The organism is Ahrensia kielensis DSM 5890 (assembly GCF_000374465.1).
Taxonomy (GTDB): Bacteria; Pseudomonadota; Alphaproteobacteria; order Rhizobiales; family Rhizobiaceae; genus Ahrensia; species Ahrensia kielensis.
The window spans coordinates 226,555-246,626 of record NZ_KB894530.1 but is presented as its reverse complement, the minus strand read 5'-3'; the positions used below and the strand labels follow the sequence as shown (position 1 = coordinate 246,626).

Annotated in this window: 17 protein-coding genes and 1 pseudogene; 4 read left to right on the top strand and 14 right to left on the bottom strand. The window is 48.8% G+C overall.

From position 1 onward, the window contains the following. Positions 1–12: 12 nt before the first annotated feature. Complete coding sequence (gene otnC, locus C504_RS0110550; RefSeq protein ID WP_018689306.1) at positions 13–651, bottom strand: 3-oxo-tetronate 4-phosphate decarboxylase; 639 nt, start codon at positions 649–651, stop codon at positions 13–15. Then, complete coding sequence (locus tag C504_RS17640; RefSeq protein ID WP_018689305.1) at positions 644–1,447, bottom strand: four-carbon acid sugar kinase family protein; 804 nt, start codon at positions 1,445–1,447, stop codon at positions 644–646. Before C504_RS17640 ends, otnC begins: the two co-directional genes overlap by 8 nt. A gap of 29 nt (positions 1,448–1,476) precedes the next feature. Between C504_RS17640 and C504_RS0110540 the strand changes: the two genes are divergently transcribed. Continuing rightward, positions 1,477–2,592 (top strand): IS110 family RNA-guided transposase, encoded by a 1,116-nt coding sequence (locus tag C504_RS0110540; protein WP_018687233.1) that lies wholly within the window; start codon positions 1,477–1,479, stop codon positions 2,590–2,592. A 266-nt stretch (positions 2,593–2,858) separates the two neighbouring features. On the opposite strand, the pseudogene C504_RS17635 reads toward C504_RS0110540, so the two are convergent. From C504_RS17635 to C504_RS0110505, 7 genes and pseudogenes are all read right to left on the bottom strand, one after another. Continuing rightward, positions 2,859–3,365 (bottom strand): annotated as a pseudogene (locus C504_RS17635) (four-carbon acid sugar kinase family protein); the annotation flags it as partial. Next, positions 3,365–4,174 (bottom strand): N-acyl homoserine lactonase family protein, encoded by an 810-nt coding sequence (locus tag C504_RS0110530; protein WP_018689303.1) that lies wholly within the window; start codon positions 4,172–4,174, stop codon positions 3,365–3,367. The pseudogene C504_RS17635 and the gene C504_RS0110530, both read right to left, overlap by 1 nt. After that, positions 4,171–5,166, bottom strand: a complete 996-nt coding sequence (locus C504_RS0110525) for an aldo/keto reductase (RefSeq protein ID WP_018689302.1) — start codon at positions 5,164–5,166, stop codon at positions 4,171–4,173. The genes C504_RS0110530 and C504_RS0110525 overlap by 4 nt, the downstream gene beginning before the upstream one ends. A 6-nt stretch (positions 5,167–5,172) precedes the next feature. After that, positions 5,173–5,472: a putative quinol monooxygenase gene (locus tag C504_RS0110520; protein WP_018689301.1), complete on the bottom strand. Its 300-nt coding sequence runs from the start codon at positions 5,470–5,472 to the stop codon at positions 5,173–5,175. Continuing rightward, positions 5,473–6,999 (bottom strand): tripartite tricarboxylate transporter permease, encoded by a 1,527-nt coding sequence (locus tag C504_RS0110515; protein ID WP_018689300.1) that lies wholly within the window; start codon positions 6,997–6,999, stop codon positions 5,473–5,475. Next, positions 6,996–7,757 carry a tripartite tricarboxylate transporter TctB family protein gene (locus C504_RS0110510; RefSeq protein ID WP_018689299.1) on the bottom strand — a complete coding sequence of 254 codons (762 nt, stop codon included), beginning with the start codon at positions 7,755–7,757 and terminating at the stop codon, positions 6,996–6,998. The genes C504_RS0110515 and C504_RS0110510 overlap by 4 nt, the downstream gene beginning before the upstream one ends. 84 nt (positions 7,758–7,841) lie before the next feature. After that, positions 7,842–8,849, bottom strand: a complete 1,008-nt coding sequence (locus C504_RS0110505; protein ID WP_018689298.1) for a Bug family tripartite tricarboxylate transporter substrate binding protein — start codon at positions 8,847–8,849, stop codon at positions 7,842–7,844. A gap of 124 nt (positions 8,850–8,973) precedes the next feature. Here C504_RS0110505 and C504_RS0110500 point away from each other — a divergent pair, with 124 nt between their 5' ends. Genes C504_RS0110500 through C504_RS0110490 form a run of 3 tightly spaced genes read left to right on the top strand, consistent with a single transcriptional unit; the run spans position 8,974 to position 11,804 of the window. Then, the gene (locus tag C504_RS0110500) at positions 8,974–10,059 is read left to right on the top strand and encodes an isocitrate/isopropylmalate dehydrogenase family protein (protein ID WP_018689297.1); all 1,086 of its coding nucleotides are present in this window, start codon (positions 8,974–8,976) and stop codon (positions 10,057–10,059) included. Positions 10,060–10,071: 12 nt separating this feature from the next. Beyond that, on the top strand, positions 10,072–11,100 hold the full coding sequence (locus tag C504_RS0110495) for a Gfo/Idh/MocA family protein (protein ID WP_018689296.1): 1,029 nt from the start codon (positions 10,072–10,074) through the stop codon (positions 11,098–11,100). A 14-nt stretch (positions 11,101–11,114) separates the two neighbouring features. Then, complete coding sequence (locus tag C504_RS0110490) at positions 11,115–11,804, top strand: GntR family transcriptional regulator (protein WP_018689295.1); 690 nt, start codon at positions 11,115–11,117, stop codon at positions 11,802–11,804. Positions 11,805–11,836: 32 nt separating this feature from the next. Here the strand turns inward: C504_RS0110490 and C504_RS0110485 are convergent, their stop codons facing one another. The 5 genes from C504_RS0110485 to C504_RS17630 are packed head-to-tail and all read right to left on the bottom strand — an operon-like array spanning position 11,837 to position 20,065. Continuing rightward, on the bottom strand, positions 11,837–12,895 hold the full coding sequence (locus C504_RS0110485) for an NAD(P)-dependent oxidoreductase (protein ID WP_018689294.1): 1,059 nt from the start codon (positions 12,893–12,895) through the stop codon (positions 11,837–11,839). Next, positions 12,867–15,530, bottom strand: coding sequence for a nitrate reductase (locus tag C504_RS0110480; protein ID WP_018689293.1), 2,664 nt, complete (start codon positions 15,528–15,530; stop codon positions 12,867–12,869). Before C504_RS0110480 ends, C504_RS0110485 begins: the two co-directional genes overlap by 29 nt. Continuing rightward, on the bottom strand, positions 15,530–15,850 hold the full coding sequence (gene nirD, locus C504_RS0110475; RefSeq protein ID WP_018689292.1) for a nitrite reductase small subunit NirD: 321 nt from the start codon (positions 15,848–15,850) through the stop codon (positions 15,530–15,532). The genes C504_RS0110480 and nirD overlap by 1 nt, the downstream gene beginning before the upstream one ends. After that, on the bottom strand, positions 15,847–18,300 hold the full coding sequence (gene nirB, locus C504_RS0110470; RefSeq protein ID WP_018689291.1) for a nitrite reductase large subunit NirB: 2,454 nt from the start codon (positions 18,298–18,300) through the stop codon (positions 15,847–15,849). Before nirB ends, nirD begins: the two co-directional genes overlap by 4 nt. A gap of 4 nt (positions 18,301–18,304) precedes the next feature. Next, positions 18,305–20,065 carry an ABC transporter ATP-binding protein gene (locus C504_RS17630; protein ID WP_018689290.1) on the bottom strand — a complete coding sequence of 587 codons (1,761 nt, stop codon included), beginning with the start codon at positions 20,063–20,065 and terminating at the stop codon, positions 18,305–18,307. Between the last annotated feature and the right edge of the window lie 7 nt (positions 20,066–20,072).

The window sequence follows — 20,072 nt, the reverse complement described above, 5'->3', positions numbered from 1 at the left end:
AGGCGTCCGTCATCATGCGCTGAATGATGCTGTCAGCCGTGTGATTTGATCCGTTGTCAGCCCACGAACGCTTTGCCCTCTTGTTTCAATGGCAAGTCGCGCTGCTGCTTCAAGTTCTTCCATCGCGTAAATTGTTGAGGCAATGTCACTGCCCGCAACAACGGGTCCGTGATTGGCAAGCATAACGGCCGAATGCGCGCCAGCAAGATCGCGTATAGCCTCGCCCATAGCCGCATCGCCCGGCGCAAAAAATGGCAACAGCTTGACCTTTCCCAACTTCATAATTGGATAAGGCGTGAGCGGTGGTAGAAAATCATCCTTGTCAGTGTCTTCAAACAAAGAGAGAGCAACGCTGTGGTGAGAATGCAAGTGCACGACGGCGCCTGCTTTTGCACCGCGCGTCTCGTAAAACGCTTGATGCAGTGACATTTCCTTCGTCGGTTTATCGCCGCCTATAAGCTGACCCTTCGCATCAAAATGCGAAAGCTTTGCGGGGTCGAGAAAGCCAAAACTAGAATTGGTTGGCGTCACCAAAAGGCCGCCATCATCTAAACGTGCAGAAATGTTGCCCGTCGAACCATGTGCCAAACCACGGTCATATAAGCTCTTTGCCATGAGACAAATTTGTTCACGTAGCTGAACCTCACGCATGTTCAAGCACCTCCAAAGCATGTTTGAAAAAGTCTTTTTGGCCAAAATTGCCGGACTTTAATGCGATAACCAAATCGCGGCCTGTAACCCGCATAGCAGGTACGCCAGCGGCTATTTCAGGGCCAATTTCCAACGCATCGATATTCAATGCCAATACAACTGCGCCCGATGTTTCGCCGCCTGCTGTGATGATGCGGGAAACGCCGTCATTTGCAAGTTGGTTAGCGAGCTGCCCGAAGAAACTTTCAATAGCGGAAGCTGATTTTTCACGGCCATATTTATCCTGAGCAGCATGAACAATTTGAGGGTCTGCTGACGTAAAAATTAACGGTACTTGTGTTTGCTCAAGCGCCCAAGCTGCAATCTCGGCGGCGCTGGTTGTACCCTCAATGATTTCTGCGGCTGTTACTTCGCGCGCAGGACCGCATGTTTTATATTGCGCAACCTGTTCGCGTGTCGCGATAGAGCATGAGCCAGATAGGATAACCGCTTTGCCACTTTCGCCGTGCCATGGATTACTCGACGTTTTGATCAAACCTTCGTGGCGGAAATTATCAGGTAAACCGATCGCAAGACCAGAACCACCGGTGAGCAATTTACGGGTTTTACACGCCGTACCAATATCGCGAAGATGCTGATCATTAATCGCATCTGTGACAATCATGCTTTTAGGCGCTGCAGCCATTAATTGTTCGATATGATCAGGGCCGCTTTCAATATCTGCATAAGACTGCATGTCTTTTTTCGGCGGCGTGATGCTGTATTGATTTATGCTGGCTTTGAGAGGGATTGGCATCCTGCTGCCCTTCAACTTGGAGGCATGGTATGGAAGACAAATCAAAAGTAGTTTTCGTTGGGCTTGATGCGTCAAAGGATACGCTGGCGGTTTCAGTTGCAGATGAAGGCCGGAACGGTGAAGTACGCGATTGGGGGACTGTTTCAACTGCACCCCATGCTGTTGATAAGCTGCTCAAAAAGCTAGCCGCGCAATACCACCGAGTTGAGATGTGCTATGAGGCAGGGCCAACAGGTTATGGACTGTATCGGCAGATTACGGCGTTTGGGTTTTCCTGTTGCGTGGTTGCCCCGTCCCTGATCCCGATGCGTTCAGGTGAACGGATAAAAACTGACAGGCGTGATGCGATGCGTCTGGCGCGCCTTCTAAGGGCGGGGGAATTAACACCAGTTTGGGTACCCGATGAGACCCACGAGGCCATGCGAGATTTGGTGCGGGCACGCGAAAGTGCCGCTGAAGATCAGCGCCACAAACGCCAGTTGATTTCGGCCTTTCTCCTGCGCCATGGTCGAATTTATCACCGACCCAAGACATGGACAATGCGTTATCGCCGGTGGCTACAACAACAGTCCTTTGATCACCCTGCGCAACAGATCGCTTTACAGGAAATGATTATGGCCGAGCGTCACGCTGTCGAACGTGTTGCCCGACTAACCGACGGTATCGAACAGTTAATTCCAAATTGGCAATTGGGACCGGTTGTTGATGCATTACAAGCACTGCGCGGTGTTGCGCTGATCAGTGCTGTTACATTTATGGCTGAGATTGGCGATGTTCGCCGATTTGAAAATCCGCGCAAGTTGATGGCCTATTTGGGCTTGGTACCCAGTGAGTATTCCACGGGTCAGACGACCAAACGTGGCGGGATCACCAAAGCTGGCAATTCTAGGGTCCGGCGCACGCTGGTGGAGGGAGCTTGGACATATCGGTTTCCAGCGCGAGTCGGCGAAAGGAAGCTCTACGTCCTGCAAAAACTACCGCCTGAGATACAGGACATCGCTTGGAAGGCACAATCAAGGCTGACAGCGCGATATCGGCGGCTTAGCCAGCGCGGTAAGAAGAAGACAGTGATAACAACGGCAATCGCCCGAGAAATGTCAGCATTCATGTGGGATATTGCCCGAAGGACAATGCCAGTGCCTTAGCCGGTCCAACCTTTCACGCCTATTGGCGGGAACGAGATCACGGCAGGGGAATATCCGACATCGCTTTGTGGCCAACATAAGTTGACGCCCGATGTAAGACAGGAATAGCCCCGAGACGCACATGCGGTCATGCGGTATCCAATCCGCGTATCAGAGTTTGTTAACCGACGTCTTCAGATCTCGTTCCCACCAATGTGCGCCACAGTAACGTTGAAACCCGCCAGCGGGTGCTTTGACGCGCATAAATCATTGACAAAAGACATCAGAGCGATATGCCCAACATTCCATTTTGTTTGGTAGCTAAGCCAGCGCCGCAAATCTGCATCCGTCATGGGTGTTAGCGGGTGATTGCGCATACCGCTATCACTCAACAATTGATCACCAACAAACAAATGCCCTTGAAAAATCGTGCGCCCTGCTGTTGGAAATGCCGGACACATAACGATCTTATCTTCGCCCAATAGGTCAGCCAAAGCCTCCGTTACGGGGCCAATATTGCCTTCTTTGGTTGAATCAAACGTAGAGCAATATTTGAAAAATATCTGCTGGCATCCTTGCTGTAGCAACCAATTGGCTGCCTCAACAGATTGTGCAACGGCCTCTTCAACGGGAATGGTACGTGTTTTAAGCGATACAACGCCAGCCTCTACTGCAGCATCTGCGTTTTGTTCAGGTATGCCGCTATATTGCGTAACGCTCATGCCCTGCTTTGATAAAGTGTTGGCAATGTCGCTTGACCCAGTAAAGTCGTCGCCGATTACACCCAGTAACATCACACATCCTCTATTGCTTGGTTCGGTCCCTTATCAAGACGCCAGACAAATCCTGATTGCCCTTCGCTGCCAAATCGTTTTGTCACGAGCGGATCATGCCCCGGAATAACCAATGATTTGTGACTTGCGAGTTTTTGGATTTTAGAAAAACCAGTGAACATGTCTTCCATGTCAACGACGATGGGAAACGGCTTTCCTTTTTCAAAATTCTCATAATAGTGAGCCGCATCCGAAGCGAGGCACAAATAGCCACTTTCAGTTTTCACCCGAACCGCTTGAAGGCCGCGAGAGTGGCCGCCAATCCGGTGGACTGTCACGCCATCTGCCACCACACCATCTTCGTCATGAAAGACAACGCGGCCTGAATAAACACGCTGCACCATCTGGCACACATGATCAGCCGTAAATGGCATTTTAAGCGTTCCGCTGCACATGCAGGGGCCCGTTGCATAGGCCATCTCTTTTTCTTGCAGATGAAAAACGGCATTGGGAAACTGCTGCAAGCCACCCGCATGATCATAATGCAGATGCGTAATGATCACCGTATCGACGTGAGCAGCATCAACGCCAATGGCTTCCAGCGCTTTGGCTGGATTACGCAATATCGGGCGATCGCGCCTGCTGGCTTCATCGCTATCATAGCCCGTATCAACAACAATATTGCGCTTACCATTGCTCAGCACCCAGATGAAATAGTCCATATCGTGTTGACTTGCATGGTCATCGTCAAACAGAAAACTATCCGCACGGGTGCGCGCATTGCGTTCAGCATATTTAAGCGCGTGAACTTTCCAGATCGTTTCACTCATGATTGATTTACTTCGGCTTTAATGTGTCTGCCATCCAGCAGGTAACGCGGGTCAAAATGACCAGCCGCTGCCATTTGGCCGGGGTTACATAGGCTAGAGTAATAGTCTTCATCAGCCATTGTGTAATCTGCGCTTAAAGAATTTATGTAGCTTTGCATCTGGCCAGATGTACGCGGTCCAGCAAGCACTGCGCTGATCGCATTATTGGCCAGAACCCACTGAACAGCCATATCGGCAAGTTTCTTTGATCCCTTTTCAGCAAAGGCTAGCGCAAGATCAGCTTTAGCCAATGTTTCAGGATGCATTTCAGTCTCGGTAATGCGTTGATCGCCGCGTGCACCGCGTGATCCTTCAGGTGCAGCGCCGCCCTTATATTTGCCCGTTAAAACACCGCGCGCAAGCGGTGAGTAACTGACGACTTTAATACCGAAATGTCGGCAAGCAGGCAGAAAATCAGCTTCGGCAGTTCGGTTGAGCATATGATAATAAGGCTGCGCATAAGCTGGACGCTTGATGCCCATCTCATCGCTCAACCGCACAAGCTCCGCTATTTTCCATGCTCTGTAATTTGAAAAACCCCAATCACGAATTTTGCCACTAGCCAGCAATTCACCTATAGCTTCCACTGTTTCAGCCAGCGGTGTTTCGTTCTTTTCGAGGTGCAAATAATAAAGGTCGATATAATCGGTATTCAGCCGGCTCAATGAGCCGTCAATGGCTTCATTGATCCAGCCCTTGGTTAGGCCGCCTGATTTTTCCACACTGTTAAAGTGGTTGCCAACCTTTGTTGCGACCTTAAACTTGCTGCGCTCCGCTTTAATCAGTTCGCCAACAAAACGTTCGCTTTGCGTATCCGTATATGAGTCAGCCGTATCAATGAAACGTCCGCCAGCATCGGTGAACATATCAAAAATTTTCTGAGCTTCGTCTTTATCTGTTGGGCCGCCAAACATCATTGTGCCAAGGCATAAATTATCAATAGTCGTTGCCATGTGGGATTAGTCCAGTTCTATTTTGCGGTTAAGTAAAGTGACGTCTTTATGCGCAATCATCGGCGCAACGATTTGATCGAACTCTTTAAAGTGCGCACTCTCAAGATGCGTCTTAAAGGCGTCTGCATCATCGTAAACTTCATACAGCTTTACCGTGTTCTCGTCGTCAGTGTGTTGCCAAATCTCAAAGACATGGCACGCAGGTTCTAACTCAAGAGACGTTTTAGCTTGCTTCACCATAAGAGGCATAAATGCAGCCATATCTGCGCTGTGTATTTTAAATGTAACGATCACTGCAAAGCTCATTTAAGCACCTACTTTTTTGAATTTGCCTGTTAGCTTGGAAAACATTCTTTTGATCAACGGTATTTGGCTCATGACCAGAAGAATGTTGAGCGTCAAAAGAATGGCCGCGCCAGGACGTGAGAAAAACACGGTCATATCGCCATCAGAAATCAGCAGAGATCGACGGAACGTTTCATCAAACAAACCGCCAAGAATGACGCCGATCACAAGCGGTGCGATTGGATATTGCATCTTGTTCATAGCATAGGCGACAAGACCAACACCGATCATCAAAAACAAATCGTTGATGCCGCCGCCAACAGAAAATGACCCAATGGTTGTTAGAACCATCACGACTGGCAGAAACATGGTTTGCGGAATACGCAAGATTTTGATGAAGATTTTTGCCGTCAACAAGCCCATGATTAGCATCGTTAACGATGCCAGCACAAGAATTGCGACAATGTGCAAAATCAGAGCCGGATCAATTGTTGGGCCCGGAATAACATTGTTAATTTTGAGCGCACCAAGAAGCGCCGCAGCTGGCGGAGAGCCTGGAATACCAAGCACAAGCAATGGAATGAGCGCGCCGCCAATGGCAGCATTGTTTGCAGCTTCTGCAGAGATAAGCCCATCTTTTGAGCCTTTGCCGAACTGATCACCTTCCTTAGAAACTGATTTTCCAACGCCGTAGGAAACCCATCCAGCAACATCCTCGCCCACGCCCGGCAAAGCTCCCACGCCCGTACCGATCGCACCTGAGCGCAATATTGTGGGCATGTGCTTCATCACCTCGCCCATTTCAGGGCGTATGCGTCCCACATTGGGCACTTTCATCAATTTAATTGCTTCGCGCATACCATCCATAATTTGAGGTATTGCAAACGCACCCATCAAAACCGGAACAACTTGAAAACCTGAAAGAAGATAAGACCATTCAAACACATAGCGTGGTTCTGACAAAAGCGGATCAAGACCAACCATTGCCATAGCCAGCCCAAGCAAGCCTGCTATCCATCCCTTAATGACAAGGTCTTCTGACATCAAAGTCCCAGATAAAAGAATACCGAAAAGGGCAAGCAATGCTTTTTCAGGCGACGCAATGTTTTTAGACACAATGAGCAAAAGCCAAACAAAAATTAGCAGGCAAAATGTACCAAACAAAGTGCCAATAAAAGAGGCCGTTGTCGTCAATCCTAACGCCTGACCACCAAGCCCTTTTTGTGTCATGGGATAGCCATCCATGGCCGTTGCAGCAGAAGCAGCAGTGCCTGGAATATTGAGAAGAATTGAAGGGTAAGAGCCACCATAAATGGCCCCCACATAAGAACCAATCAGCGCAATTAGAGCTTGGTCCAGTGGAAACTTATTGCCGAAAAATCCGGTTAGAATCGTAACAGCAAGTGTTGCAGTCAGGCCCGGCAGAGCGCCAAAAACAATACCAAGAAAAACGGCAGGGATCAGATAGACATAAGTTATCGGATCAATGACAAGAATATATAGGGCGCTCGAAAAGCCAACTAATTGTGCGAGAACAAACTCAATCATTTTTTACCCTGCCAAAGCGGTCTGAGGTTTACATAATAATTATATTCTATCTGGCTAAAGAGCAGGCCGGTGCGGTTCGGGACATTTTGCCTAAAGCCAAAAGCCATCGCCAAGACGAGAATGAGCGGACATAACACCGCAACTATTGGTGTTGCTTTGACCACGCGGTCCACATTTTTTGCGCGGATTTCAGTAGCGAACATTGTCGCTGTGAGTGCGAGAAATGAGATCAAGGTGATCCAGTCATCATCATGGGGTTTGCCCCATTCTGACTGCGGAAAATTTGCGATGAGCGCATAAAGTGCTGGCACGATAACAGCTGCACTAGCGATATATGTGGCGGGACGCACCCCCCGATGGAAACCCCAAATTAAAGCGGTGATCATGAGCGCGGAACAGATGATAAAATCAACGCGTGGCACGAGGCCGAAAATATAGGCTGAGAGAATAATTGAAATGCTGAATAGACGTTTGATTTCGCTGATGTCGATATCAAGTCCGACAGCCGAGAGCGCTACTTTTGCGCCGCCATCTTTAATAGAGATCACAAACAAAACGATCGAAAGGGCAAGCAAAATTCCAAAGACACCGAAAGGAACAAGCGCAGCAGAATCATACCATTGCGCGCTATCAACGCCAGCCGAAGCACTGTTGAAAAAGGGAATTTTAGACGTTCGATATAAGAAGAAGAGACTGACGAAGAACAGGACTATCGCCGTCCAAAAGTCACGTGCCCGCAGAATTGTTTTTTCGTCCATGAACTTTCTCTCTTAAAAGACCATTCAGGCCGGAAACACACCGGCCTGAAAAAGTAATATATGCCTTTGGGAGGATTAGGAATGTTATGGCTTCGCGATACCAAGAGTAGACGGGTCCACCTCAGCTGCACCCAGCTCCCATAATGTCCAAGCAAATGTGCTTTCCAAGTTTGCAAATACAGCACTTGCCTCATCACCAGACTTGCCAGAAACATCATAATTGTTTGCCGCAGCCCATTCAGCAACAACATCTGACGCAACCGCTTTATCAAAAGCTGCAGTCAATGTAGCCTTAACATCGTCAGATGCAGAAGCATGAACAGCAAAGCCAATAGCCTGTTTCAACGGCAGGTACTTATCCAAGCCATCATAAATTGAAAATGCAGAAGGAATTTCTTTATCTTCAAAAGTCACAGCATCTGGTGTGAGCATTGCAAGTGGCTTGAGCTGACCGCCAGAGATCAAAGGCGCTTGTTCTGCGAGCGATGTAATAACCAAGGCAACTTCGCCTGCCATTGCAGCTTCTTGTCCTGGACCAGAGCCTTTGTAAGGAACAAACTTGAATTTGGCATCTGCACCATTTTCAATCGCCAATAGATTGAGGTGGTGAATTGAGCCAGAGCCCGAAGCCGCCGCAGGAATTGTACCTGGCGCTTCTTTTGCTGCATCAATAAGTTCTTGAAGTGAATTGTAAGGTGAATCCGCAGGCACTGAAATGAGGTCAGGTGAGCCGCCAACAATAAACGGATACCAGAAATCAAACTTCTTATCCCAGCCGCCTTGAACGGCAGCCGTCACGTTTGATTCAGAAATGCCAGCCAATGTGTAACCGTCATCCGGCTGGTTCATGACATAGACCATGCCGTTCGAGCCAGCAACGCCGCCCGTCTGGTTGGTAACGCTAATGCTTACAGGCAAGTGCTTTTCCATCTCAGCCATAATCATACGATTGATGCTGTCAGTACCGCCGCCAGCACCCCAAACGACAGCATTCGTTATGTCACGAAACGGGTATTCTTGCGCACTGGCCATTGAGCCAAACGATAAAACCACAGCGGTCGCTGCGGCTAATTTCAATAAATTGCGTCTCATCGGTTTCCTCCTAAAGATGAATTGCAAAATTAACGTATGCATTAATAAATGCATTGTCAAATTATTTAATTGCGTTATTAATGTATGCATCGTTGTGCGAGTTTCTAAATTTTAAGGTACCAATATGTCAGACAATTATAATATCGCGGTTTTCGAAGGTGATGGAATTGGGCCGGAGATTATGGCGCCAACCACCGCCCTTTTGGAAAAATTGGCCAATAAAGCCAAGTCCTATTCGCTTTCATTCAACGTTTTGCAAGCAGGCGCTGCTTATTATGCCAAAACTGGTGAATCATTACCGCAAGAGTCTTTAAAGGGTGCACGCGCCGCAGACGCAATTTTGCTGTCAGCAATGGGCTTGCCATCAGTGCGCTATCCAGATGGCACAGAAATATCTCCGCAAATTGAACTGCGCAAAGAAATGAACCTTTATGCAGGCGTTCGTCCCGTCACTGTATTGCCGGGTCAAGATTCGCCGATAAAGATTCCAGAGGGACAAACAATTGACTTCGTGTTGATCCGAGAAAGCACAGAAGGGCTTTTTTATTCACAAGGCAAAGGCGAAGTAACGGAGAATGAAGCCCGCGAGACTTTAGTTATTACCCGCGAGACCAGCGAAAAGCTCTTTAACTTTTCGTTCGAACTCGCGCGTCGCCGAAAAAAATCACATAATACGCGCGGCCAAGTTACTTGTGTTGATAAAGCCAACGTGTTCCGCGCTTTCGCATTTTTCCGTGATATTTTCGACAAAATTGCCAAAGGCCATAGCGACATTGAAACATCCCACGCTTACGTGGATGCAACGGCACTATGGATGGTTCAAAAACCATGGAGCTTTGATGTTCTTGTAACTGAAAATATGTTCGGTGACATATTGTCAGATCTTGGCGCAGGCATTATGGGCGGACTTGGTCTTGCTCCTTCTGCTGACATTGGTGACAATAACGCAGTGTTTCAGCCATGCCATGGTTCTGCACCCGATATTGCTGGCCAAGGCGTAGCAAACCCTGCCGCGATGATCCTGTCGGCTGCAATGATGCTAGAATGGTTAGGCCATGAGCGCGATAATTCAGAGATGCTGGCCCATGCAGATATCTTGCGAAAAGCGGTTTATGACGTCGTGATTGAAGGCAAAATCCTGACACGCGATCTTGGAGGCACAGCAACAACAGCTGAGTTCTCAGATGAAGTTAGCAACAGGTTGTCATAGGAAGGTAGAGCAATGCTTAAGGTCGCTTGTACAGGTTCAGGGTATTTCAGCCAGTTTCACTATGATGCTTGGTCACGTATTGAAGATGTTACAGTCGTTGGCGCAATGTCGCGGTCAAAAGAATCTGCAGCTGAAACAGGCTGCACGCCCTTTGATGATCTTGGCGAGATGCTTTCGGCGACCAATCCTGATTTGCTCGATATCATTACACCGCCGCCAACCCATCTTGAATTTATTAAGGTGGCGCTGGCGCACGGGATAAAGACAATCATTTGCCAAAAACCGTTCTGCAATAATATTGAAGAAGCGTCTAAGGCCGTAGCCCTCGCCAAACAAAACGGTGCGGAAATTATCGTTCATGAAAATTTCCGTTTCCAGCCTTGGTATCGCGCTATCAAAAAAGCGATTGATGAAGGACAGATTGGCGACCTTCATCAAATTACATTTCGGCTTCGCACAGGCGACGGGCAAGGCCCAAAGGCATATTTGGACAGGCAACCCTATTTCCAAGAAATGCCGCGTCTTCTAATCCATGAAACAGGTGTTCATTTCATTGATACATTCTGTTACCTAATGGGCGATCCGTCAGGTATTTATGCTGACTTGCGAAAAATGAACCCAATTATTGCTGGTGAAGATGCGGGCTATTTGATTATGGATTTCGCAGACGGTAGGCGAGCAATCTTTGATGGAAATCGCCATCTAGATCACTGTGCTGAAAACCACCGCGTAACACTCGGTGAATGCCTTGTTGAGGGGACAGAAGGTTCCCTAACGTTAGATGGAAACGGCGCCGTTTCACTCCGAAAATTTGGCTCTACAAGTATAAAAATAGTATTTCCAAATAAAAAATGGCCCGGATTCGGTGGAGATTGCGTATTTTTATTGCAGAGCCATGTTGTGAATGCCATTAAAGTAGGGACACCACTAGAAAATACCGCACAAGAATATATGCGTGTTCTAGAGTTAGAAAAAGCCGCTTATATGTCGCACGAAGAACAACGTAGAATAGAAGTAAAGAGTAAAGAATATGAACTTTGAAAAGGATAGCATATATGAACCTTGAAGATGCCAAAATGTCGGCTCGCTCGAAATCAAATACTGAAATTGCTATCGAAACGATTAAAAGATTAATCGTTGAAAATGAGCTGCAACCTGGCTCAAATCATTTAGAAAGTGAACTCTCGCTAAAATTGGGTATGTCACGCACACCTGTGCGCGAAGCAACTCTAATTTTGGAAGCTCAAGGGCTTTTAGAAATCGTTCCGAGGCATGGCGTTAAAATCCTGCCGGTCTCTATTAGCGATATGCGCGAAGTCTATCAGGTGCTAACCGCACTGGAAGGCACCGCCGCAGAATTGGCCGCTCAAAAGTCACTTAATGCAGAAGCCTTTGTTGAAGCTGAAAAAGCAATATTGATGATGGATGAGGCATTGGCCACCGATGATCGCGAGACATGGGCAATCGCCGATGAAAAGTTTCACAATGAACTGATCAGACTGGCCGATAACTCTCGCATAAAAAGCATCGTCAATGTTTTCAACGATCAAGTGCGCCGTGCGCGCGCATTAACGCTTTATCTGCGCCCATCACCGACGAAATCGAACGAAGATCATCGCCTCCTATTGGATGCAATAAAGGCAGGTGATGCTCTTACAGCAAAAACAATCCACACAGAGCACCGCGTGCGTGCAGGTGCAATGCTGATCTCAATATTGGAAAAGCACAAGCTTATTATGGTTTAGTTTCACTTGGCATAAAATGTCGCTTTGATCGATCAGTAAGCATTAATACTGGCGGTGGCTCGCGAAGGCGTAAGATTAAAGACTTGCCGAACACTATCACACTCCGTGAGACCACCACTTTCAAGGCGCACAACATTATGCCCCTTGTTTGCCAAATCAAGCATCGCTAGCTCTTCGTCAGTGCGGCCCCCTCGCCCTCCGAGCTTTCCGACAATAACGCGCTTTGCCTCGCGGCGTGCCAATTCCAGCACCTCATTAGAAATATTAGCGTCAAAGAAGATAATATCGGCCGCTTGCAAAGCACGAATTGCTTTTAAGGTGAGAAGTTCCGCCTCTCCTGCCCCTGCATCAATATAAGTGATTTTCCCATTCGACGTATGAGCGCTTTGCGCAATCTGTTTGCTTTGGGCGATGAGTTCATCAATCGTGGCAAGCGTAGGTGCAGGTCCAAAAGCGCGGTCCACAAAACTCTCCCAAAATGCACGTCTTTGCGACCCCGTTTGCAAGCTTGCATTGATTTGACTGCGGATATTTTTTGCCAATTTTGCCCATTCATTCATAGAAGGACCAACCACGGCTTCAATGCGGCGACGCAAAGCCTGCCCCAAAATAGGAGCAGCCCCATCTGTTGAAATGGAGATCACCACGGGCGAACGATTGACAATCGAACCGAACTGAAATTCGCAATAATCAGGCTTATCGATGACATTTACAGCTACGCCTGCACTCCGCGCTGCATCAAAGAACGCTTGTGCTTCTGCATCCGTTTCAGCATCTGCAATAGCAATCGTTGCGTCTGCGAAAGCAGCTGGCGACCAAGATTGTCTATGCCATATATAGCTACCGCAGACAGACGGTTCGCAAACAAGTTGCGCAAAAACCGCGCTTAGTTTTTCAGCGTAAATGTGAATATTCGCTCCTGTTGCAGCCAAAAGTTCGGCTTTCCATGCCGCAGCATCCGACCCGCCAGCCACGATGACCTTTTTGCCATTCAATTTGTAAAATACTGGCAGAGTGGCAAGCGGGCCAATACGCTCACGCGATCCATTCACTTTGCCATGTTTATTCTGCCGCAATGATAGTGTGTCCATCGATAATAACCTTGATTTCTGCTTTGCACGAACCGCAATTGGTGCCCGCGCATGTCACTTTAGCGATACTCGCGACCGTGTGATTTCCAGCTCGCAAAGCATCTGTGATTTCATTGATACCGACATTCATGCAGGCGCAAATAATCGCGCCCTTGTCGGGCATATTGGCGCTAGGGCGTCCGGCGACGATACGCCAGCGCGAAGCCAGATCAGTAAAGCTGTCACCAAGACGTTCAGCCACCCAGTTGCGCGAGACGGCAACAGGCTCGGTGCCAATAAAGAGCGCGCCGATAAGCTTTTCACCGTCAAATGCTGCTGCACGGATAAGGCCGCTATGATGGTCCTTAAATAGGAGCAATGGATAGCCAGATGGCAATCCTAGCAATCGGGTAGCAAAATCTTCAATGTCGTCAATCTGCTGGTCTGTAGATAATTCCGTGCGCCACCCATCTTGCGCGCGCGCCACTGTCCAATAGGGCAGATCTGCGACATTGGGCTTTTGGGCGCTGACAACAAATCCAAAATGGCGAGCAGGAAATTTCTCCAGCATAACCGTGCTGGACTTCAAAGCTGGCTGACCGGAAATAGGGTCCGTCAATGGTGCAACAAGCTGGTCCACGCGCGCATTGGCAGATATTTGATCGGTAAAGTGCATCGGAACAAAGACCTGTCCGGCTTTCACCCGCTCGGTGATGAGTCCGCGTACAATGATCGATCCGCGCGCGTTATAAACCCTCACAATATCCGCATTTTGAATATTCAACGCCGCAGCATCAGCGCCGTTTATTTCAACAAACGGTTCGCCAATATGCGAAGAAAGCCGCGGACTTTTGGCTGTGCGTGTCATCGTATGCCATTGATCGCGAATACGACCTGTATTGAGAATGAATGGATATTCGGCAGTTTTTGCAACCTGCTTGGGAGCGTGAACCGCAACAAAATTTGCCTTTCTATCAGGCGTATAAAAACCGCCCTTGGCAAAAAAACGCTTATCTTTTTTTTCAGCCATTTGCCCTTTCGCCTGCGGCCACTGAAAGGCAGATAATTGCGAATATTCCCTATCGGAAATATTAGCGTAGGCTCCAATATCTAGATCGCGGGTGCCGTTGTTTTCAAATGCGGTTTGCGCTGCATATTCGCGAAATACAGCAGCTGCATTTGCAAAATTAAAGCCCGATGAAAAACCCATGCGTTTGGCAACTTCAGCCATTTGCCACCAGTCGGCTTTTGCTAGATTGGGCGCGGGCAAAAATGCCCTTTGCCGTGAAATGCGTCTCTCAGAATTTGTGACAGTTCCATCTTTTTCGCCCCACCCCAAAGACGGAAGCTTCACATCGGCATGACGGGTAGTGTCCGTGTGTGACATAATATCTGAAACGACAACGAAGGGGCACGCTTTAAGTGCATTTTCAACCGCACTGGCATCGGGCATCGTTGCCACTGGATTTGTGGCCATAATCCAGATGGCTTTGATACGTCCATCGGCCACAGCATCCAACATATCGACCGCCTTCAGCCCAGGCCTGTTTGCTATTTTAGGCGAGCCCCAAAACCGCTGAACCACATCGCGATGATGGGGATTTTCCAACTCCATATGCGCAGCCAACATATTGGCAAGACCGCCGACTTCGCGTCCCCCCATCGCATTTGGCTGACCAGTAATGGAAAACGGCCCTGCCCCCTGCTTGCCAATCCTTCCAGTCGCCAAATGGCAATTGATAATGGCATTTACCTTATCAGTGCCGCAATGGGATTGATTTACGCCTTGGCTAAAAAGTGTAACAACTTTTTCTGTTCCCGCCCATAAACGGTAGAAAATATTCAACTCAGATAAAGATAATCCTGTGCGCTGAGCAACCGCTTCACTGTCCAGTTCTCGCGCACTATCCAGTGCAGCAGCAAAATCATTCGTGTATTTATTGATATAATCATGATCAATCGCACCGTGCTGGCAAAGGTGGGAAAACAAACCATTGAAAAGTTCAACATCTGCATCGGGGGCAATTGCGAGATGCAGATCTGCAATGTCGGCAGTCATTGTCCGGCGCGGATCAATGAGTACGATTTTCATCTCCGGCCGCTTGTTTTTAGCAGCAACAATCCGTTGATAGAGCACGGGGTGACACCAAGCCAAATTTGAGCCAACCAGAACGAGAACGTCCGCAAGCTCAAGATCCTCATAAGTCCCTGGCACTGTATCTGAACCAAAAGCCCGCCGATGCCCTGCAACAGACGACGCCATGCAGAGCCTCGAATTCGTGTCGATATTGGCCGAACCGATGAAGCCCTTCATCAACTTATTGGCGACATAATAATCCTCCGTCAGGATTTGACCGGAAACATAAAAAGCAACGCTGTCCGGCCCATGCTCGGCAATCGTTTTGTTGAAAGTATCAGCAACAACATTCAGCGCATTGTCCCAATCGCTCGCAACACCATTGATCTGCGGTGCGAGCAATCGCCCTTCAAGATCGAGCGTTTCGCCAAGCGCGGACCCTTTTGAACAAAGGGCACCAAAATTGGCCGGATGTTCTGGATCACCCTTGATTGATATGCTGCCATCTGGTTGCGGTGCCGCGATGATGCCGCAACCAACGCCGCAATAGGGGCATGTGGTTTTGATTTGATCTTGCATCAGAGGCACAACAACACTTTGTCACCATCCAGCTTAACTGGATATGAGACCGCTGCTCCCTCATCGGCGCCTTGCGCTGCGCCTGTCTCAAGTGAAATCACCCAATTATGCAACGGGCACGTTACGCACCCATCATGCACGATACCTTGGCTAAGCGGCCCGTTTTTATGGGGGCATTTGTCCTCCAATGCGAACACACGGTCGTCGGCAGTGCGAAAGACAGCAATCTTCGTCTCGCCATTTTCAATACACCGTGCGCCAAGCCGCGGGATGTCTTCTAGTGCTCCAACAACTACCCAATTTTGTGTCATCGCGTTCATTCTGCTGCCTCCGGTAAAAGCGTTGCCATTAGCTTGAACTCATGCTTGTCCTTGCCGGAAACCCGCTCTGACCACGGATCAACTTGCGCAAATTTTTGGCTGAAAACGAAGCGCTCGTAATAGGATTGACGCATCTTTGGATCGTCCATAATTTGCTTGCGAATTTCATCCAAGCCGATGCGCTTGGCCCATTTGTAAATGCGTTCAAGATACCAGCCCTGCTCACGGTACATCTGCGCCAATGCGACGACATGCACCATCACCTCTTCTTCACTTCCAACAGAGCCCAATATTTCTGTGCCCTTGATGTCGAGCCCCGCAGCTCCAGCAAAATGAATTTCAAAACCGCTATCAACGCAAATAATGCCAATGTCTTTGCACGTCGCTTCGGCGCAATTGCGCGGGCAACCCGACACGGCCATTTTGAGCTTTGCAGGCGTCCATGAGCCCCACATAAATTTTTCCAGTTTGATACCAAGACCTGTGGAATCTTGCGTGCCAAAGCGGCACCAATTCGTGCCGACGCAAGTTTTAACCGTGCGCAAACCTTTGGCGTAGGCTTGGCCAGACACAAAGCCCGCCTCACCCAAATCTTTCCAAACAGCGGGCAAATCTTCTTTCTTGATACCGAGCATATCAATGCGCTGACCGCCGGTGACTTTCACCGCAGGAATATCAAATTTATCGACAACATCAGCAATCGCCCGAAGCTCTGTCGAGCTCGTCATGCCCCCCCACATGCGTGGCACGACAGAATAAGTACCGTCCTTTTGTATGTTGGCGTGAACGCGTTCATTGATGAAGCGTGATTGATAATCATCCGCATATTCATCTGGCCAATCACAAACGAGATAATAGTTCAGAGCCGGACGACATTTGGCGCAGCCACACGATGTTTTCCATTCCAATTCCTGCATAACAGCCGGAATGGTTTTGAGTTCTTTTGCTTTAATAAGACGCCTGACATCGGCATGGCTAAGATCAGTGCAAGAACACATCGCCGCCACAGCCGATGGATTGTAAGCATCACCCAATGTGAGGCCAAGCAATTGCTCAACGAGGCCTGTACACGTTCCGCACGATGCAGAAGCTTTGGTGTGGGCGCGCACATCATCAAGTCCGGTAAGACCTTTTGCTTTAATCGCACTGGTGATGGCCCCTTTGCATACGCCGTTACAGCCGCAGATTTCCGCATCATCTGGCAAGGCTGCAACGGCCGCTGAGGGGTCCAGCGCCGCTCCTCCCTGATAGGCTTGACCGAAGATCAAGCTCTCCCGCATTTCAGAAACATCAGTTTCTTTTTTCAGCATATCAAAGAACCAAGGACCATCGGCCGTATCGCCGTAAAGTACCGTTCCGATGATCTTGTTGTCTTTGAGAACCAGCCGTTTGTAGATACCGGCAGTGGCATCGCGTAGCACAATTTCTTCGCGGTCTTCTGCTTCAGCAAAATCACCTGCCGAATAAAGATTGATGCCTGTCACTTTGAGTTTGGTGGCTGTCGATGTTTCCACAAATCGCTTATCGGCATCCCCGCTTAAATGGCACGCTGCAACTTCTGCCATTTGATAAAGTGGCGCAACAAGACCGTAGACATTGCCATTAAGTTCAACACATTCACCCAGCGAAAAAACGTCAGGATCGCTTGTTTGCATGCTATCAGAAACGACGATACCGCGATTAACCGAGAGACCTGCATCTTTTGCCAATGCACCATTTGGCCGAATACCGACAGCCATAACAACCAGCGTTGCTGGGATCACAGTCCCGTCTTCAAGTTCAATACTTTCAACCCGCGTTTCACCGCAAATGCGCTTGGTACTGGCTTTTGTGATAATCTTTATGCCGCGTCTTTCAAGTTCCTGCTCAAGCAGATATCCGGCAGCAGGATCAAGCTGGCGCTCCATCAAAGTCGGCATAAGATGAATGACCGTAACGTCCATTCCTCTTTCTTTAAGGCCCGCCGCAGCTTCAAGCCCAAGCAATCCGCCACCAATGACGACCGCTTTGCCGCGTGCTTGTGCAGCAAGTAGCATCGCATCCACATCATCAAGATCGCGATACGTCAGAACGCCGGGCAGATCATGACCAGGTACGGGAATGATAAAAGGAGCCGAACCGGTGGCGATAACCAACTTGTCATAAGTGGCAACTTCACCATGCTCCGATGTAACGGTTTTGGCTTTCCTATCAATGTCGACCACCTTGTGGCCTTTATAAAGCATCACACCATGTTCGATGTACCAACCATCACCATGAATAATAATGTCTTCAAAACTCTTTTCGCCCGACAGAACCGGCGACAGCATGATGCGGTCATAATTGACACGCGGCTCGGCGTTGAAAATCGTTACGTCATAAGCGTCTGGTGCTTTTTCAAACAGATGTTCGAGCATTCTGCCCGGTGCCATTCCGTTACCAATTACAACCAGTTTTTGTTTTTTTGTCATGGTTTTACTCCGCTGCCGACAGGCTGATTGCTGATTTTTTCTGCCTAGAAATACGCGTGGACCGTTTTTGTGAAATGGATTTGAGTTGCTCCTCGCTCGGGTTTGCACCGCCCTCATAAGCTTCCAGAAACTCAAACAATTCTTCGCGGTAGGCGTAATAATCAGGATGATTGAGGAGAGCTTTGCGCGAACGCGGCCGCTCCAAATCGACGTCCATGATGTTGCCTATTTTGGCGTTCGGTCCGTTCGACATCATCACCACGCGGTCAGCCAGAAGTATCGCTTCATCGACATCATGGGTCACACAGACCGCTGTTACTTGTGTCTGTTTCCAAACATCCATCAAGACGTCCTGAAGCTCCCAGCGGGTAAGGCTATCGAGCATGCCGAAGGGCTCATCAAGCAACAAAAGTTTGGGTGAAAGCGCGAACGCACGCGCAATGCCGACACGTTGCTTCATACCGTTGGACAGGTCCGATGCGGAACGATCCTTTGCATCAATCAGCCCAACGCGCTGCAAGTAATATTCAACAACATCGTTGCGTTCGGCTTTGGTGGCATTCGGATAAACACGGTCAACACCAAGCGCGACATTCTCATAAGCCGTCAACCACGGCATGAGCGATGGCGCTTGAAATACGACTGCGCGGTCAGGCCCAGCTTCGGTAATATGATGACCATCCAGAATGATGGCACCCTCGCTCAAAGGGTTAAGGCCAGCGACCATCGAAAGCACGGTTGATTTACCACAACCAGAGTGGCCAATCAGTGTGGTGAATTCACCCTTTTTCATGGTGAGGTCAAACCCATCAACAACTGTAAGCGGCCCTTTTGGTGTCGGATAGACTTTCTTGATTTGACTAAACTGCAGAAAACGCTCCTCATGCAGAGAAGTGGCAGCGTCTGCATAAGCCTTCGGCAGTTTTGCTTTTTGTGTTGAGATCGGCACAATTTTGGGCAGACTAATATCGCGCTCGGTTTCAGCGCCGCGTTTGGCGCCAGCCTCCATAAGATAGCTGGTGATCTGGCTGCGCAGTTGAATGAAACCCTCGTCCGAGTTCATGTCAGCACGGTCGCGTGGGCGCGCAATATCGACCTTGAAATCAGGCCCAAGCGTTGCCCTTGGTCCCGGTGTTAACGGAAAAATCCGGTCAGCAAGCAAAATCGCTTCATCCACATCATTGGTGATGAGGATAATCGTCTTTTTTTCTTTCTCGCAAATATCCGCGAACTCATCTTGCAGTTTTGAACGGGTCAGCGCGTCGAGAGCAGAAAGCGGTTCATCCAACAAAAGCACTTCGGGCTGCATCGCAAGTGCGCGGGCAACGGCGACACGCTGGCGCATACCGCCAGAAAGTTCAGATGGCTTTCTATCCTTGGCATGGCTCAAACCCACCATGTCGATATATTTATCAACAATGGCTTTGCGTTCAGCCTTGGGCTTTTTATGAAAGACGCTATCAACAGCAAGGCTCACATTACCGCCAACCGTCATCCAGGGCATGAGTGAATAAGATTGAAACACGACACCGCGTTCTGGCCCCGGCCCCTTGATTTCAGTGCCTTTGAAAATCACGCCGCCTTCGTCTGGCGCAATCAGGCCTGCAAGCGCAGAGATCAATGTTGTTTTGCCTGATCCTGAAAATCCGACAATCGCGATGAACTCACCTTCATCGACTTTCAGATTGATATTGCTCAGCACCTCAGTGCGGTTTTCATCCTCGCCATAGGATTTTGATAGAGCGGATATTTCGAGAAAACTCATCATACGC